Source organism: Streptomyces sp. NPDC059008, from assembly GCF_042749045.1.
In the GTDB taxonomy this organism is placed as follows: Bacteria; Actinomycetota; Actinomycetes; order Streptomycetales; family Streptomycetaceae; genus Streptomyces.
This window is the reverse complement of the sequence record NZ_JBHYJC010000084.1, coordinates 1-16,023: the sequence shown is the minus strand read 5'-3', so window position 1 is coordinate 16,023 and position 16,023 is coordinate 1. Positions and strand designations below refer to the sequence as shown.

Genomic DNA, 16,023 nt, shown 5'->3' with positions numbered 1-16,023 from the left:
CGGACGATGCGGTTCAGGGCCGCGGTGGCGCTGCCCTTGCCCGCGCCGGTGCCGTAGACCCGGTAGACGATGTGCAGATCGTCCGCGATCACCGTCGGGATACGGGCCTCGGCGGCCTCGGTCGGCTGGACGCCGTTCTTCTGCTCAGCCACGTCCGTACCGCTCCTCAGCCTTCCAGAAGTACACAAAGCCGACGACGCCCATCAACAGCGCCCAGCCGCCGGCGAACGCCCACACGTGGTGGGGCAGCTGGTCCTTGGTGAAGCTGTCGATCAGCGCGAAGCGCATCAGGTCGATGTAGATGGCCGCCGGGTTGGCGTTGAGCAGGACCTCGACGAACGCGGGGACGTCCTTGCCCTTGAGAATCAGGTCGATGCTGAACATCACGCCGGACGCGTACATCCAGGTCCGCATGATGAACGGCATCAGCTGCGCCAGGTCCGGGGTCTTCGAGCCCAGCCGCGCCATGACCATGGCCAGGCCGGTGTTGAAGAGGAACTGCAGCGCCAGCGCCGGGACCACCAGCAGCCACGACCAGGTCGGCAGCTGCCCGAACCCCAGCAGGATGAGCACCAGCACGCCCATGGAGAACAGCAGCTGCTGCAGCTGCATCAGGCAGAACGAGATCGGCAGGCAGGCGCGCGGGAAGTGCAGCGCCCGCACCAGACCCAGGTTGCCCGAGATCGCCCGCGTACCGGCCATCACCGAGCTCTGGGTGAAGGTGAAGATGAAGACGCCGGTGACCAGGAACGGCACGAAGTCGGGGACGCCCTTCCTCGTGCCGATCAGCAGGCCGAAGATCAAGTAGTAGACGAGCGCGTTCAGCAGTGGCGTGGCCACCTGCCAGACCTGGCCCAGCTTGGCCTGGCTGTACTGCGCGGTCAGCTTGGCGCTGGCGAAGGCGGAGATGAAGTGCCGCCGGTGCCACAGCTGCCGGACGTACTCCGGGAGGCTGGGCCGGGCACCGCTCTGGGAGAGCCCGTACTTCTGGGCCCGCTGGGCAGGGGTCAGCCCTTCGTCGGAAGCTGGCGGGGCACTCATGGCGACCGCACTGTCGTGCGTGGTCTCGCTCACAGTTGACACTTTCGTCCTCAAGGTGCGCTGCCGGGGCCACGCCCCGGTTCGCGCTGATGCTCTCAGATACGAGCTTGTCAGATGACGGGAGGGCGGCCCAGTCGGGTCAGTCGCCAAACGGTAGCCCACTTCATGGGACGCCTGGGACCGCACGGGGTGGCCCAGCCCTCCTTGAAGCCGCCCAGCCACGCCCGCAGCGCCGGTCGCGAGGGCCGGCGGGCGAGGGTGAGCAGGAACCAGACACCGAGATAGACCGGAACCAGCGCGGCGGGGAGGTTGCGCCGGGCCAGCCAGACCCGGTTGCGGGCCACCATCCGGTGGTAGACCGCGTGCCGGGCCGGGGCCGTGGTCGGGTGGAACAGGACCATGTCCGACCGGTAGTCGATCATCCAGCCCGCGTCCAGCGCCCGCCAGGCGAGGTCGGTCTCCTCATGGGCGTAGAAGAAGTCGTCGGGCAGCCCGCCGACCTCCTCGAAGACCTGGGTGCGCACCGCGTTGGCGCCGCCGAGGAAGGTGGTCACCCGCGAGGAGCGCATCGGATCGGAGGCGCGCAGCCGCGGTACGTGCCGGCGCTGGGTCTCACCGGTGTCCGGATCGGCGATCCGGAAGCTGATGATGCCGAGTCCGGGGTCCGCGGCGAACGCCTCGCGGCACAGCGCGGCGGTGTCCTCCCTGGCCAGCAGCCCGTCGTCGTCGAGGAAGAGCAGGATGTCGACCTCGCTGCCGCCTGGCCCGAAGGCCTCGATGCCGACGTTGCGGCCGGCCGGGATGCCGACGTTCTCCGGCAGCTCGACGGTCCGTACGCCCTCGGGGAGCTCGGGCAGCGGCGAACCGTTGCCCACCACAGCGATCTCGATCGGGTCGCCGTCCTGCTTGGCGACCGAGTCGAGCAGCGCGCGCAGCTCCTCGGGGCGGTTGCCCATGGTCAGGACGACCGCACCGACCCGCATGTCAGACGCCCCCGTCACTTGAGCCTGCTGGAGGCGAGGATGGACACGAGGTGGAGCAGCGTCTGCAGGAGCGCGATGCCGGCGAGCACGGCGACGCCCAGCCGCGAGAAGAACAGGTCTCCCCGGACCTGGTCCACGATCGCCAGGCCCAGGATCAGCAGCGACGCCTCGACCCCGAGGACGAGCCGGTGGAACTTCAGCGCCGCGGCCGCCTTGCGGGCCAGCGCCATCCCGGAGGAGCGCGGCTCGGACGCCGACTCCTTGACCGGCGGCAGTCCGCCCTGGTGACGGGCCACGCCGACGAGGTCGGTCTCGGCCTTGATCAGGATGGCGCCGAGGGCGGCGAGCGTGCCGAGGAAGGCCCACAGCCAGTCGATCCGCCCGGATCCCCACAGGTCGGCGGCGCGCAGGCCGAAGCCGACCAGGACCGCGGCGTCGCACAGGTAGGCGCCGACCCGGTCCAGGTACACCCCGCCGAGGGAGAACTGCTTCTTCCAGCGGGCGATCTCGCCGTCGACGCAGTCGAGCAGCAGGTAGAGCTGGACCATCAGCACGCCGAGCACGGCGCCCGCGATCCCCGGCACCAGCAGTGCCGGGGCGGCGAGGACGCCGAAGACGGTCATCAGGTAGGTCAGCTGGTTGGGCGTGACCCGGGTGTTCACCAGGTGCCGGTCGATGCGCAAGGAGATCTCGCGCATGTAGAGCCGGCCGGCCCAGTGCTCGCCGCTCCGCCGGTCCTTCACCCCGGCGGGGTGAACGACCGGGCGGAGCTCAGCTACCGATGGCTTCTGCATAGTCGGCGTAAGCATCCCTGATCTGGTCGGTGGACAGGTCCAGGTGCTCCAGGATGGTGTAGCGCCCGGGGCGGGTCTTGGGTGCGTACTCGACGGCCGCGACGAACTCCTCGTCGGTGAAGCCGATCTCGCCGGGCGTGGCCGGCAGGCCGTGCCGGCGCAGCACCTCGACCATCAGGTCGCGGGTCTCCCGGTCCCCACGCAGATGCGTGGCGAAGGCGGCGGCGAGACCGCACTGCTCGCCGTGGCTCGCCGCGCGCTTGGGGTAGAGGATGTCGAGCGCGTGGTTGATCTCGTGGCAGGCACCGGACGCCGGGCGGCTGTCGCCGGCCACCGACATCGAGATGCCGGTGAGGACCAGGCCCTCGGCCAGCACCTGGAGGAAGCCGTCGTCGCCGACGCCGCCGGGGTGCCGGAGCACCGCCTCGCCGGCCTGGCGCGCCATGGCGGCGGCCAGTCCGTCGATCGCCTCGCCGGTCTCGCGGTGCGAGAGCTCCCAGTCCGCGACCGCGGAGATGTTGGAGATCGCGTCGCCGATGCCCGAGCGGACGAACCGGACCGGGGCCTCGCGGATGATGTCGAGGTCGATCACCACGGCGATCGGGTTCGGCACACCGTAGGAGCCACGGCCGGCGTCGTTGTCGAGGGTGGCGACCGGCGAGCACAGACCGTCGTGCGACAGGTTCGTCGCGACGGCGACCAGCGGCAGGCCGATCCGCGCCGCGGCGAACTTGGCACAGTCGATGATCTTGCCGCCGCCGAGGCCCACGACCGCGTCGTAGTGCCCCTTCTTCATGGCGTCGGCGAGCTTGATCGCGTCGTCCAGGGTGCCGCCGCCGACCTCGTACCACTCGGCGCCGGGCAGGGCGGGCGACAGCCGCTCACGCAGCCGGGCCCCCGAGCCGCCGCTGATGGCGATGGCGAGCTTGCCGGACGCGGAGATGCGCTGATCGGCCAGCAGGCCCGCCAGGTCGTCCAGGGCGCCGGCGTTGATGTCGACGACGACCGGGGACGGAATGAGGCGGGTCAGTACTGGCATGCGATGTCACGGCCCTTCGCCAGGTCGTCGTGGTTGTCGATCTCGACCCACTTGACGTCGCCGATCGGGGCCACGTCCACCTTGAAGCCGCGGTTGACCAGCTCCTGGTAGCCGTCCTCGTAGTAGAGGTCGGGGTCCCGCTCGAAGGTGGTCTTCAGGGCGTCGGCCAGCTCCTCGGCGGCCTCGCCCTCGATGAGGGTGACGCCGATGTACTCGCCGGTCGCCTCGGCCGGGTCCATCAGCTTGGTGATCTTCTGGACGCCCTTGTCGGGGTCCACGACGACCTTCATCTCCTCGTCGGCGAGCTGCTTGACGGTGTCCAGCGCGAGGATGATCTTCTGGCCGTTGCCGCGGGCGGCGAGCAGGGTCTTCTCGACGGAGACCGGGTGCACGGTGTCGCCGTTGGCGAGGATCACGGTGTGCTTGATCGAGTCACGACCGCACCACAGGGAGTAGGCGTTGTTCCACTCCTCGGCCTTGTCGTTGTCGATCAGGGTGATCTTGAGGCCGTACTTCTGCTCCAGGGCCTCCTTGCGCGCGTACACGGCCTCCTTGCGGTAGCCGACGATGATCGCGACCTCGGTCAGGCCGATCTCGGCGAAGTTGCCGAGGGTCAGGTCGAGGATGGTGGTGTCGCCGTCCACCGGCACCAGAGCCTTGGGCAGGGTGTCGGTGTAGGGGCGCAGACGCCGTCCGGCGCCGGCAGCCAGCACGAGGCCGATCATGCGGGTTCTCCTTCATCGTGTACGGCGGGTGCTCCGGAAGAGACCCAGAAGCGGATGCTCTCGGTGAGCACCAGCAGCGCCAGGACCACGGCGAGCGCCGTGAGCGCGATTGTGAAACCTGAGGGGGACAGCGCGGCGGCGAGGACGGTGATCACGAGGATCCGTCCCTCGGAACCGCCGGTCGCCCGGACCAGCCACCGAGGTGGGGCTCCGGTGCCACCGCGGATGCGGTAGACCGTGTCGTAGTGATGGTAGGCGACCGCCGCAACCAGCCCGTACGCCACGGGCAGCGCTCCGGGGTCGTCCGAGCGGGCGGCCAGGACCAGGATCGTGACGTATTCGCCGATGCGGAAGAGGGGCGGCACCAGCCAGTCGAGCGGGCCCTTGAGGGCACGGGCGACGGCGGCGCCGGAGAAGGCGGCGTAGATGGCCGCGCCGAGCACGGGCCACCAGCTCCCGCCGTCCTTCCACGCCAGCTGCGCCATGAGGAACGCCACGCCGGCCAGCGCCATCAGCGGTGGGGTCATGTTGCCGCGCGCCGCCGGGCCCTTGGCGAAGAGCGTGGCCAGCGGCCCGGAGTCGGCCAGGTCGGCCAGCGCCCGGGCGGCGCGGTCGGTGCGCCGGGCCCGCCGGGTCAGGGAGCGCAGCACCCGGCCGGCCGTGGTGTAGCACGCGGCCAGCGCGCAGCCGACGAGCAGGGCGTAGAAGACGATGCGCGGGGTGGTGAGCGCGGTGAGCACCGCGATCATGGCCCAGCGTTCGCCGATCGGCAGCACGATCATCCGGCGCACCCACACCGTCCAGCCGACGCTGTCGAGCTTGTCGGAGAGCGCGGCGGTGGGGCTCGTGTTGGCGGTGGCGTCGTGGTTCGCCTCGTTGAAGGAGAAGTCCACCACGTGCCGGCAGGTCTGCAGCACCATCGCGCCGAGCGCCAGGGCCCATACGTCGTCGCCGCCGCGGGCGGCGCCCAGGGCGAGGCCCGCGTAGTACGCGTACTCCTTGGCCCGGTCGAAGGTGGCGTCCAGCCAGGCGCCCATCGTCGAGTACTGCAGGGAGTAACGGGCGAGCTGCCCGTCGGCACAGTCCAGGACGAAGGAGAAGAGCAGCAGGACGCCGGCGGCGACGAAGCCGCCGCGGGTTCCGGTGGCCGCGCAGCCGGCCGCTATCAGCGCGGCGAGCAGGGACGCGGTGGTGACCTGGTTGGGGGTGAGGCCGCGGCGCGCGCACCAGCGGGCGAGGTAGCGCGAGTAGGGGCTGATGCCGAAGGTCGTGAAGAACCCGTCGCGGGACTTCACCGCGGTGCGCAGTCGGACGGCCTCGTCGTCGACGGCGGCGACGGCCTCCCGCGCCTCCTCGCGCTGTGCGGGGGTGAGGGCGACGGTGGCGACCAGGCTGCCCAGCTCGACGCGGTGCAGCCCGACGTCCTCACGGTCCAGGGACTCGGTGAGCGTCTCGGTGAGCACGTCGGTGAGGTGCGCGGTGCCGGCGCCGACCGGGATCCGGCCGAGGGCGCCGGCCAGCGCGGGGCGGGCCTCGGGCTGGGCGGTCAGCGCACCGGGCACCGCCGCGGCCGGGAAGCGGGGGTCGGTCAGCGCCAGCCGAAGGGCGTGCAGATGACCGACGAAGCGGGGGTCGACGACCGCGATCCGCTCCTGCGCGGGCACGGCGGCGATCAGCTCGGCGGCGGACGCGGGATCGTCCGCGGTGCGGACGTCAAAGCCCAGCGTGCGCAGGTCGGCTTCGAGCGACGACCCGGCAACCGGCGGACCGGTGAGGATGGCGGTCGACAGACGAACTCACTCCTTGGATGCTGACAGGCAGCACGGACGGTCCGCGATCGATCCGCATTCGATACGAACTACCCGGGCAGCGGGCGTGGCACACCTGACGCCTGGAGGGCCGGGTGGCACGTCGGCAGAGGTTATCGGATCGCCGGATGCGGCCGTTCACCGCGCATTCACCGCACGATCGAGTGACCGACGGCTGCGCCTGCCGCGATCATCATGGTGGATCGGGTGGCGCATGAACAACTGGTCAGCTGCCCCGGCACCCGATCCGGTGCCGGTTATGAGCGGGCTGGTCACGGGGCGGGCGGCTTGTGCCGGGGCAGGTGTGGTGAGAGCCATGCCGGTCCGGGGGTGATCGCCGGGCCCACCCGGTGGCCATCGGGCCATCCGCATCCGCCCTTGTCAGGGACACTGCAGGCGACCCCGGGGTGTGGCACCTCTCACGACGGGCGCACTCCGCGAACGGCGCGCGGGCGGTGTTGCGCCGCGCACCCGCTGTGCCGGTGTTGCGGACCCGGCTAGGGCAGACTTGGCGTCGAAGACCGACGACAAGGATGGGCATGCCGATCACACCTGCCAACGGACAGACCACCGCAGACGCGGCGGTGAGCACACCGGGCGGCACCGCCGAACCGATCTTGCTGGAGCTGGTCGACGAGGACGGCACGACGATCGGCACCGCGGAGAAGCTCGCGGCGCACCAGCCCCCCGGGCAGCTGCACCGGGCGTTCTCGGTCTTCCTCTTCGACGAGAAGGGGCGGCTGCTGCTGCAGCGCCGGGCGCAGGGCAAGTACCACTCCCCCGGTGTGTGGTCCAACACCTGCTGCGGACATCCGTATCCGGGCGAGGCGCCGTTCGTGGCCGCGGCCCGCCGGACCTCGGAGGAGCTGGGCCTGGCGCCCACCCTGCTGGCCGAGGCCGGCACGGTGCGTTACAACCACCCGGACCCGGCGTCCGGCCTCGTGGAGCAGGAGTACAACCACCTGTTCGTGGGGCTGGTGCGGGCCGAGCCGGCGCCGGACCCCGAGGAGGTCGGCGAGATCGCGTTCGTGACCCCGCAGGAGCTGGCCGAGCGGCATGCCGCGGTGCCGTTCTCCTCGTGGTTCATGACCGTGCTGGACGCGGCCCGCCCGGCGGTGCGCGAGCTCACCGGACAGTCGGCGGGCTGGTAGCGAGCGGGGTGAGCGGCAGCTCGGCCCAGATGGCCTTGCCGCCGTTCACCGTGTGCTCGACGTCGCACTTGCCGCCCACCTCAGCGGTGAGCGTCTTGACCAGCCACAGGCCGCGGCCCCCGACATCACCCTCCTCCGCCTCCAGCGCCTTGGGGCGGTAGGGGTGGTTGTCCTCGACCGCGACCCGCAGCCAGTTCGCGCCGATGGTGACCTGTACGGCGATCTGGGGCGAGAGCAGGGCGGCGTGCTGGACGGCGTTGGTGACCAGCTCGGAGACGATGAGCAGCAGGCCGTCCATGATGTCGGCGGCCACGGGCACACGCTGTTCGTCGAGCAGATCCCGCACCGCGTGCCGCGCCTGCGGCACGGAGGCCTCCAGTGCCGGGGCGGTGAACCGCCAGACACCTTCGTACGCGAGCGGGGAGGTCAGCTCTTCGGGGGGTTCTGCAGGGGGTCCGGAAGGCATCCTCACAGGAAGAGTGTTGGGAATGCGTTGGTCCGGACCGGCCTGCTGAACACAAGTCAGCATCTATCGACGTCTTATGGTCGAATCCGAGTGATTGGATCGCCCCGGCGACCGGTCCTGGTCCGTTTGTTCCTTCTCCGGGGACTCCCCCGGAATGGCGACCGTACGATCCTCGCCATCAGGACCGCCCGCGCCGCAGACCCCGTACAGCACAGCAGGCCCGGCGCCTGAGCACCGGACCTGCTGTACATCTTCAGTAGCGGGGACAGGATTTGAACCTGCGACCTCTGGGTTATGAGCCCAGCGAGCTACCGAGCTGCTCCACCCCGCGTCGGTTGCCCCCACACTACGGGTCGCCGGCCCCAGGACCAAATCGATAATCACCACGGGTGTCCGGGGCCGCCCCCGCGCCCCTCACACGGTCCGCTCGGCGATCCGTCCGCCGTCGACCTCGATCCGCCGCGTGGTGTGCACCGCCTCCAGCATCCGACGGTCGTGGGTGACCAGCAGCAGGGTGCCCGGGTACGAGGCGAGCGCGGACTCCAGCTGCTCGATGGCCGGCAGGTCGAGATGGTTGGTCGGCTCGTCCAGGACGAGGAGGTTGACCCCGCGGCCCTGGAGGAGGGCCAGCGCGGCACGGGTCCGCTCCCCCGGTGACAGCGTGCGCGCCGGACGCAGCACATGCGCCGCCTTCAGGCCGAACTTGGCGAGCAGGGTGCGCACGTCGGCGGGCGGCATGTCGGGGACACAGGTCCGGAAGGCGTCCATCAGCGGCTCGTCGCCGAGGCCGGGCGCCCCGAAGAGCGCTCCACGCGCCTGGTCGACCTCACCGACCACCACCCCGGGGCCGAGCGACACCTGCCCGGTGTCCAGCGGGAGCCGGCCGAGGAGGGCGGCGAGCAGGGTGGACTTGCCGGAGCCGTTGGGGCCCGTGATCGCGACCCGGTCCGCCCAGTCGATCTGCAGGTCCACCGGGCCGAAGCGGAAGTCGCCGCGCCGGACGCCGGCGCCGCGGAGCGTGGCCACGACCGCGCCGGCCCGGGGCGCGGCGGCGATCTCCATCCGCAGCTCCCACTCCTTGCGCGGCTCCTCGACGACCTCCAGCCGCTCGATCAGGCGCTGGGTCTGCTTGGCCTTGGCGGCCTGCTTCTCGGTGGCCTCCACCCGGGCCTTGCGGCCGATCTTGTCGTTGTCGGGGGCCTTGCGGCGGGCGTTCTTGACGCCCTTCTCCATCCAGTTGCGCTGGGTGTGCGCACGGGTCTCCAGGGCGGCCCTGGTGTCGGCGTACTCCTCGTACTGCTCCCGCGCATGGCGCCGGGCCCGCGCGCGCTCCTCCAGATAGGAGGTGTAGCCGCCGCCGTAGGAGTTGACCTGCTGCTGGGCGAGGTCGAGCTCGACGACGCGGTTGACCGTACGGGTCAGGAACTCGCGGTCGTGGCTGACCAGGACCGTGCCGGCCCGCAGCCCGGTGACGAATGATTCCAGCCGTTGCAGACCGTCCAGGTCGAGGTCGTTGGTCGGTTCGTCCAGCAGGAAGACGTCGTAACGGGACAGCAGGAGGGAGGCGAGCGAGGCGCGGGCGGCCTGGCCTCCGGAGAGCGTGGTCATCGGTTGGTCGAGGCCGACCGATAGGCCGAGCTGGGCGGCGGTCTCCTCGGCGCGCTCGTCGAGGTCGGCGGCGCCCAGCGCGAGCCAGCGCTCCAGCGCCGTCGCGTAGGCGTCGTCCGCGCCGGGCCGCTCCTCCACCAGCGCCTGGGTGGCGTCGTCCAGGGCGAGCTGGGCCTGGGCGACGCCCGTACGGCGGGCGAGGAAGGCCCGCACGGTCTCCCCGGGGCGGCGGTCGGGCTCCTGCGGGAGGTGGCCGACGGTGGCGGTGGGCGGGCTGAGGGAGAGCGTGCCCTCCTCCGGGGTGTCCAGGCCCGCCAGCAGGCGCAGCAGGGTGGACTTGCCCGCGCCGTTGGCGCCGACGAGGCCGATCACGTCGCCGGGGGCGACGACCAGATCGAGGCCGGAGAACAGGACGCGCTCGCCGTGGCCGGCGGCGAGGTCTTTGGCGACGAGAGTTGCTGACATCAGACCGCCGATCGTATCCGGCCGTGCCCTCGACGGTCGCTCTAATATCCGGGCATGGAACCGGGTCTGAAGACACACGTCAGCGACGGCACAGCGACCGTCACCATCAGCAACACCGGCAAGCGCAACGCGATGACCGTCCAGATGTGGCGGGACCTGCCGCCGCTGCTGGAGCGGCTGGCGGGAGACGGTCTTGTGCGGTCGCTGGTGCTGACCGGCGAGGGCGGGACGTTCTGCGCGGGTGCGGACATCGGGGCGCTGCGGGATGCCGCCGGTGAGTCGCAGGGCCTGGCGGTGGCGGCCGAGGAGGCGCTGGCGGCCTTCCCCGGGCCGACGGTGGCGGCGGTACGCGGCTACTGCGTGGGCGGCGGCGCCCAGCTCGCGGCCGCCTGCGATCTGCGGTTCGCGGAGGAGGGGGCGCTGTTCGGGGTGACGCCGGCCAAGCTGGCGGTGGTCTATCCGGCGTCCGCCACCCGGCGGCTGGTCCGGCTGGTGGGGCTGTCCACCGCCAAGTACCTGCTGTTCTCCGGCGAGTTGATCGACTGCGCGCGGGCGCTGCGTACGGGTCTGGTGGACGAGGTGCTGCCCGAGGGCGAACTGGGCAAGCGGGTGGCCGAGTTCTCGGCCGTACTGGCGAGCCGGTCGCTGCTGACGCAGACCGCCGCGAAGGAGCTGGCCAACGGGACCTGGGACGTACCGCCGGACGAGGCCGACGAGCGCAGCGCCTTCTGGACGGCGCAGGCGCGCGCCAGCGGCGACACCGAGGAGGGTGCCGCCGCCTTCCTGGAGCGCCGGGCGCCGCGCTTCACCTGGCCGGCGGGCTGACGCCCCGGGCCTCGGGATCTGTTCGAAGGGCCGGGGCGGACAGACCCTACGCGCCCACGTCCTCCCGGGTCAGGACGAACCGGCTGAGCCCCCGCAGGAGTGCGGTGACCTCGGCCGGCGCCTTGTCCGGTGCGCCCGCGTCGTAGGGCGGCTGCGGGTCGTACTCGATGCCGAGCTGGATCGCCTGGGCCGCGGTGTCCCCGGCGATCCGGCCCGCCAGGGCCAGCCCCATGTCGATGCCGGACGAGACGCCGGCCGCCGTGACGTACTTGCCGTCGAAGACCACCCGCTCCCCGGTCGGCTCGGCGCCCAGGGCCGGCAGCTGGTCCAGCGCGAGCCAGTGGGAGGTCGCCCGGCGGCCCTTGAGCAGGCCCGCGGCCCCGAGGATCAGCGAACCGGTGCAGACCGAGGTGGTCCAGGTGGTGCCGGCGTCCACGGCGCGGATCCAGTCGAGCACCGGGCCGTCGTCCATGTGCGCGAGCTGCCCCGGGCCGCCGGGGACGACCAGGATGTCCGGGGCGGTGACCTCGCTCAGCGCGGCGTCGGCGACCAGCCCCAGGGAGCCGACCTCGTTGCGGTAGGTGCCGGTGCGCTCGCCGACGAACACCGTCTCCGCCTCCGGGAGCCGGCTGAGCGTCTCGTAGGGGCCGACGGCGTCCAGGGTGGTGAAGCGGTCGTAGAGGAGGATGGCGATCTGCATGTCGGTTCCTGTCGGTCGTGGTGGACGTGAGGGGTGTGGCGGGTCGGTGGATCAGGCCGGTTGCGGGACCGCTCCGGCCGGTCTGAAGCGGCGGCGGTATTCGGCCGGGGAGGCGCCCAGGACCCGCAGGAAGGCGCGGCGCATCGCCTCCGGGGTGCCGTAGCCGCAGCGGCGCGAGACCTGCTCGATGCCGTCGACGGTGTCCTCCAGGCGGCGGCGGGCGGCCTCCAGCCGTACCCGGTCGACATAGCGGCCCGGCGTCATGCCGACCTCGTCGCGGAACGCCCGGGCGAAGTGCCGCGGGGAGAGCCCGGCGCGGTCCGCGAGGGCGTCGACGGAGAGGTCGGCGGCCGGGTTCTCGGTGATCCACTGCTGGACGTCGCGCAGCGGCCGCCGCTGTGCGGTCTGGGCCGCGAGCTGGGCGCTGAACTGGTTCTGGTTGCCCGGTCGGCGCAGGAAGACCACCAGATGCCGGGCGATGGCCAGCGCCAGGTCCCGGCCGTGGTCCTCCTCCACCAGGGCCAGCGCGAGGTCGATACCGGCCGTCACGCCCGCGGAGGTGGCCAGGTCGCCGTCCCGTACGTAGATCGGCTCGGGCTCGACCCGCACCGCGGGGAACCGCTCGGCGAGGGTCGCGCAGAGCATCCAGTGGGTCGTCGCGCGGCGGCCGTCCAGCAGTCCGGCCTCGGCCAGCAGCAGCGCCCCGCTGCACACGGAGACCTTGCGCCGGGCCCGGTGGGCGTGCTCCCGCAGCCAGTCCACCAGGCGGGGGTCCGGTACCCGGGTGCCCTCGCCGCCCGGCACCAGCAGGGTGTCCGGCACTCCGGCGGCGGACAGCGCGAGGTCGGGTACGAGGGTCAGGCCGCTGGTGGTGCGGACCGGGGCGCCGTCGAGGGAGGCGGTGCGGATCCGGTAGGCGCCCGGGACTCCCAGGGCCGCACCGTGGAAGACCTCGACCGGGCCGGTGACGTCGAGGGCCTGCACGCCGTCGAAGAGGACGACCAGTACGTCGCGCTGTTCCATACGTTCATCCTGGTCAGCCGGGCCGATGGCGGCAATGACGGATTACCCACCTTTTCTGCCATGCCGGGTACGGCGCGGACGTCCGGCCGGTTCCCGTCGCCCTGCCACCGAGGCCATACCGACGGGTCGGTACCCTGCCCCCATGACCTCTTCCAGCGCACTGCCCGCACAGGCCGGCCGGGCCTGTCACCACGTCGTCAACCCCTTCCACTCCACGCACTACTTCGCGCCGGAGCTCCCGGCCGAGATGGCCCGGATCGGCATCGAGAACCGCAGCGCCGGCTACTTCGCCTGCCGGTCCGCGGCCATGGGCGCGGTGGGCCCCGGCACGGTCACGGCCACCTTCTACAACTTCAACCACGACCTCGTCGCCCAGCACGTCCCGCACGTCTGGTCGGTCGCCACGCCCGAGACCGTGCTGGCCGCCCGGCTGCGCGCCGCGGACGCCACGCTGCGCCGGCTCCTGGGCGACGAGGCGGTCGAGTCGCCGGAGATGGCCGAGGCGGCGAAGCTGGCGCTGCGCGCCACCGAGGGCTGCACCCGCCACGCCCGGCCCCTGTACGCCGCGCACGCCGACCTGCCCGTACCGGACGCCCCGCACCTGGCCTACTGGCACGCCGCGACGCTGCTGCGCGAACACCGCGGCGACGGCCACCTGCTGGCACTGCTGGACGCCGAACTGGACGGCCTGGAGGCCCTGGTCAGCCACACCGCCAGCGGCCGCGGGATGAGCTACCGCGGTGTCATGGCGACCCGCGGCTGGGCGGAGGAGGACTGGCAGGCCGCGCAGGAGCGGCTGCGCACCCGCGGTCTGCTGGACGCCGAGGGCGAGTTGACCGAGGCCGGTGTCCAGCTGCGCAAGGACCTGGAGGTCCGCACCGACCGGCTGGACCGGGCTCCGTACGAGCACCTGGGCGCCGAGGGCGTGGCCAGGCTCACCGAGCTGGCGACCGGCTTCACCACCACCGCCATGAACGCCGGCGCGTTCCCCGCGGTGCTGTTCGGCAAGTAGGGCCCCGCGGGACGCCCCCGCCGGGGTGTGCGTGCGGCTTCTCACACCCCGGCGCGCACGGCTGGGCGGCGCGACAGCCCCACCCGCGACCCGGCACAATGCAGGCTCAAGCAAGCGCTGGAAGGCGGGGCAGGATCAACGTGACGGCAGCCACTGAGCCCATCGGGGCCCTCGGGTCCATCGAAGCCAGGATCGCCGGGGAGCTCGGCGTCAAGGAGCGGCAGGTGAAGGCCGCGGTCGAACTGCTCGACGGTGGTTCGACCGTCCCGTTCATCGCGCGCTACCGCAAGGAAGCCACCGAGATGCTCGACGACGCGCAGCTGCGCTCGCTCGAGGAGCGGCTGCGCTATCTGCGCGAGCTGGAGGAGCGCCGGAGCGCGATCCTGGAGTCCGTACGGTCCCAGGGCAAGCTGGACGCCGCCCTGGAGGCGCAGATCCGCGGTGCCGAGTCCAAGGCCCGGCTGGAGGACATCTACCTCCCGTTCAAGCCCAAGCGGCGCACCAAGGCGCAGATCGCACGGGAGGCGGGCCTGGAGCCGCTCGCCGACGGGCTGCTGAGCGACCCTTCGGTGGAGCCGGCCGCGGCTGCCGCTGCGTTCGTGGACGCCGACAAGGGGGTAGCCGATCCGGCCGCCGCCCTGGAGGGCGCGCGGGCCATCCTGACCGAGCGGTTCAGCGAGGACGCGGACCTGATCGGCGAGCTGCGCGAGCGGATGTGGGGGCGCGGTCAGGTCGCGGCGAAGGTGCGGGAGGGCAAGGAGGAGGCCGGCGCGAAGTTCGCCGACTACTTCGACTTCGCCGAGCCGTTCACCGAGCTGCCCTCGCACCGGGTCCTGGCGATGTTCCGCGGCGAGAAGGAGGAGGTCCTCGATCTCACGCTGGAGCCGGAGGCCCCGTCGGAGGTCACCGAGGGCCCCAGCTCCTACGAGCAGTCCATCGCGCACCGCTTCGGCATCGCCGACCGGGGCCGTCCGGCCGACAAGTGGCTCAAGGACACCGTCCGTTGGGCCTGGCGCACCCGCGTCCAGGTGCATCTGGGGATCGATCTGCGGCTGCGGCTGCGGCAGGCCGCCGAGGACGAGGCGGTACGGGTCTTCGCGTCGAACCTGCGCGATCTGCTGCTGGCGGCGCCCGCCGGGACGCGCGCCACGATGGGCCTGGACCCCGGCTTCCGTACGGGCGTGAAGGTCGCGGTGGTGGACGCGACGGGCAAGGTGGCCGCCACGGACACCATCTACCCCCATGTACCGCAGCAGAAGTGGGACGCCTCGCTGGCCACGCTGGCGAAGCTGGCGCGGGAGCACGGCGTCGAGCTGATCGCGATCGGCAACGGCACCGCCTCCCGCGAGACCGACAAGCTGGCGGCCGATCTGATCGCCGCCCAGCCGGAGCTGAAGCTGACGAAGGTGATGGTCTCCGAGGCCGGCGCCTCGGTGTACTCCGCCTCCGCGTTCGCCTCGCAGGAGCTGCCGGACCTGGACGTGTCGCTGCGCGGCGCGGTGTCCATCGCCCGCCGGCTGCAGGACCCGCTGGCCGAGCTGGTCAAGATCGACCCGAAGTCGATCGGTGTCGGCCAGTACCAGCACGATCTGTCCGAGGTGAAGCTGTCGCGCTCCCTGGACGCCGTGGTCGAGGACTGTGTGAACGGCGTCGGCGTCGACGTCAACACCGCGTCCGCGCCGCTGCTTTCGCGGGTGTCGGGCATCAGCTCCGGGCTCGCCGAGAACATCGTCGCGCATCGGGACGGCAACGGCCCGTTCCGCTCCCGCAAGGCCCTCAAGGACGTGGCACGGCTCGGCCCGAAGGCGTACGAGCAGTGCGCGGGCTTCCTGCGGATCCGGGGCGGCGAGGACCCCCTGGACGCCTCCAGCGTGCACCCCGAGGCGTACCCGGTGGTGCGCCGGATGGTGACCGCGGCGGCCACCGAGGTCGGCGCGCTGATCGGCAACACGTCGGTGCTGCGCACGCTGAAGCCCGCGGACTTCGTCGACGACTCCTTCGGTCTGCCGACGGTGACCGACATCCTCCAGGAGCTGGAGAAGCCGGGCCGCGACCCGCGACCGGTCTTCAAGACCGCGACCTTCAAGGAGGGCGTGGAGAAGATCGGCGATCTGCAGCCGGGGATGCTCCTGGAGGGCGTGGTGACCAATGTCGCCGCCTTCGGGGCGTTCGTGGACATCGGCGTCCATCAGGACGGCCTGGTCCATGTCTCGGCGATGTCGAAGACCTTCGTCAAGGACCCTCGGGACGTGGTGAAGCCGGGCGACATCGTGCGCGTCAAGGTGCTCGACGTCGACATTCCGCGCAAGCGGATCTCGCTGACGCTGCGGCTGGACGACGAGCCCGGCAAGGGCGCGTCGGCGGGCGGCGACCAGCGCCGCGG

The 16,023-nt window shown here is 71.9% G+C and carries 14 protein-coding genes, 1 tRNA gene and 1 pseudogene; 4 read left to right on the top strand and 12 right to left on the bottom strand.

The genetic code is table 11. From position 1 onward, the window contains the following. The 7 genes and pseudogenes from ACFWZH_RS38700 to ACFWZH_RS38670 form a co-directional block, all read right to left on the bottom strand. Window positions 1-152 (bottom strand): annotated as a pseudogene (locus ACFWZH_RS38700) (ABC transporter ATP-binding protein); the annotation flags it as partial. Continuing rightward, entirely contained in the window at window positions 145-1,074 is a 930-nt protein-coding gene (locus tag ACFWZH_RS38695; protein ID WP_384442965.1) for an ABC transporter permease, read from the bottom strand. The pseudogene ACFWZH_RS38700 and the gene ACFWZH_RS38695, both read right to left, overlap by 8 nt. A gap of 77 nt (window positions 1,075-1,151) precedes the next feature. Next, window positions 1,152-2,024, bottom strand: coding sequence for a glycosyltransferase family 2 protein (locus ACFWZH_RS38690; protein WP_384442974.1), 873 nt, complete (start codon window positions 2,022-2,024; stop codon window positions 1,152-1,154). 14 nt (window positions 2,025-2,038) lie between these two features. After that, complete coding sequence (locus ACFWZH_RS38685) at window positions 2,039-2,818, bottom strand: CDP-alcohol phosphatidyltransferase family protein (RefSeq protein WP_384442962.1); 780 nt, start codon at window positions 2,816-2,818, stop codon at window positions 2,039-2,041. Beyond that, window positions 2,796-3,857: an iron-containing alcohol dehydrogenase family protein gene (locus tag ACFWZH_RS38680; RefSeq protein ID WP_384442959.1), complete on the bottom strand. Its 1,062-nt coding sequence runs from the start codon at window positions 3,855-3,857 to the stop codon at window positions 2,796-2,798. Before ACFWZH_RS38680 ends, ACFWZH_RS38685 begins: the two co-directional genes overlap by 23 nt. Next, window positions 3,845-4,582, bottom strand: a complete 738-nt coding sequence (locus ACFWZH_RS38675) for a sugar phosphate nucleotidyltransferase (protein ID WP_384442956.1) — start codon at window positions 4,580-4,582, stop codon at window positions 3,845-3,847. The genes ACFWZH_RS38680 and ACFWZH_RS38675 overlap by 13 nt, the downstream gene beginning before the upstream one ends. Continuing rightward, window positions 4,579-6,372, bottom strand: a complete 1,794-nt coding sequence (locus ACFWZH_RS38670) for a DUF5941 domain-containing protein (RefSeq protein WP_384442971.1) — start codon at window positions 6,370-6,372, stop codon at window positions 4,579-4,581. The genes ACFWZH_RS38675 and ACFWZH_RS38670 overlap by 4 nt, the downstream gene beginning before the upstream one ends. 557 nt (window positions 6,373-6,929) lie before the next feature. On the opposite strand from ACFWZH_RS38670, the gene idi reads away from it, so the two are divergent. After that, window positions 6,930-7,541, top strand: a complete 612-nt coding sequence (gene idi / locus ACFWZH_RS38665; RefSeq protein ID WP_384442953.1) for an isopentenyl-diphosphate Delta-isomerase — start codon at window positions 6,930-6,932, stop codon at window positions 7,539-7,541. Here idi and ACFWZH_RS38660 read toward each other — a convergent pair. The 3 genes from ACFWZH_RS38660 to ACFWZH_RS38650 all read right to left on the bottom strand — a co-directional run bounded on the left by ACFWZH_RS38660 (window position 7,516) and on the right by ACFWZH_RS38650 (window position 10,080). Beyond that, on the bottom strand, window positions 7,516-8,007 hold the full coding sequence (locus tag ACFWZH_RS38660) for an ATP-binding protein (RefSeq protein ID WP_384442968.1): 492 nt from the start codon (window positions 8,005-8,007) through the stop codon (window positions 7,516-7,518). The genes idi and ACFWZH_RS38660 overlap by 26 nt on opposite strands. Before the next feature lie 257 nt (window positions 8,008-8,264). Beyond that, window positions 8,265-8,338: transfer RNA gene (locus ACFWZH_RS38655), tRNA-Met, on the bottom strand. Window positions 8,339-8,421: 83 nt separating this feature from the next. After that, window positions 8,422-10,080 carry an ABC-F family ATP-binding cassette domain-containing protein gene (locus ACFWZH_RS38650; protein WP_384442950.1) on the bottom strand — a complete coding sequence of 553 codons (1,659 nt, stop codon included), beginning with the start codon at window positions 10,078-10,080 and terminating at the stop codon, window positions 8,422-8,424. 54 nt (window positions 10,081-10,134) lie between these two features. Between ACFWZH_RS38650 and ACFWZH_RS38645 the strand changes: the two genes are divergently transcribed. Continuing rightward, window positions 10,135-10,905, top strand: a complete 771-nt coding sequence (locus ACFWZH_RS38645) for an enoyl-CoA hydratase/isomerase family protein (RefSeq protein WP_384442947.1) — start codon at window positions 10,135-10,137, stop codon at window positions 10,903-10,905. Window positions 10,906-10,951: 46 nt separating this feature from the next. Here ACFWZH_RS38645 and ACFWZH_RS38640 read toward each other — a convergent pair whose 3' ends face one another. Together ACFWZH_RS38640 and ACFWZH_RS38635 are read right to left on the bottom strand one after the other, a co-directional pair. Beyond that, window positions 10,952-11,605, bottom strand: coding sequence for a DJ-1/PfpI family protein (locus ACFWZH_RS38640; protein WP_384442944.1), 654 nt, complete (start codon window positions 11,603-11,605; stop codon window positions 10,952-10,954). A 51-nt stretch (window positions 11,606-11,656) separates the two neighbouring features. Continuing rightward, on the bottom strand, window positions 11,657-12,628 hold the full coding sequence (locus ACFWZH_RS38635; protein WP_384442941.1) for a GlxA family transcriptional regulator: 972 nt from the start codon (window positions 12,626-12,628) through the stop codon (window positions 11,657-11,659). Window positions 12,629-12,770: 142 nt separating this feature from the next. Here ACFWZH_RS38635 and ACFWZH_RS38630 point away from each other — a divergent pair, with 142 nt between their 5' ends. Both ACFWZH_RS38630 and ACFWZH_RS38625 read left to right on the top strand, forming a co-directional pair. Further along, window positions 12,771-13,640: a hypothetical protein gene (locus tag ACFWZH_RS38630; RefSeq protein ID WP_384442938.1), complete on the top strand. Its 870-nt coding sequence runs from the start codon at window positions 12,771-12,773 to the stop codon at window positions 13,638-13,640. Window positions 13,641-13,780: 140 nt separating this feature from the next. Next, a partial coding sequence (locus ACFWZH_RS38625; protein ID WP_384442935.1) for a Tex family protein occupies window positions 13,781-16,023 on the top strand: 2,243 nt, incomplete at its 3' end.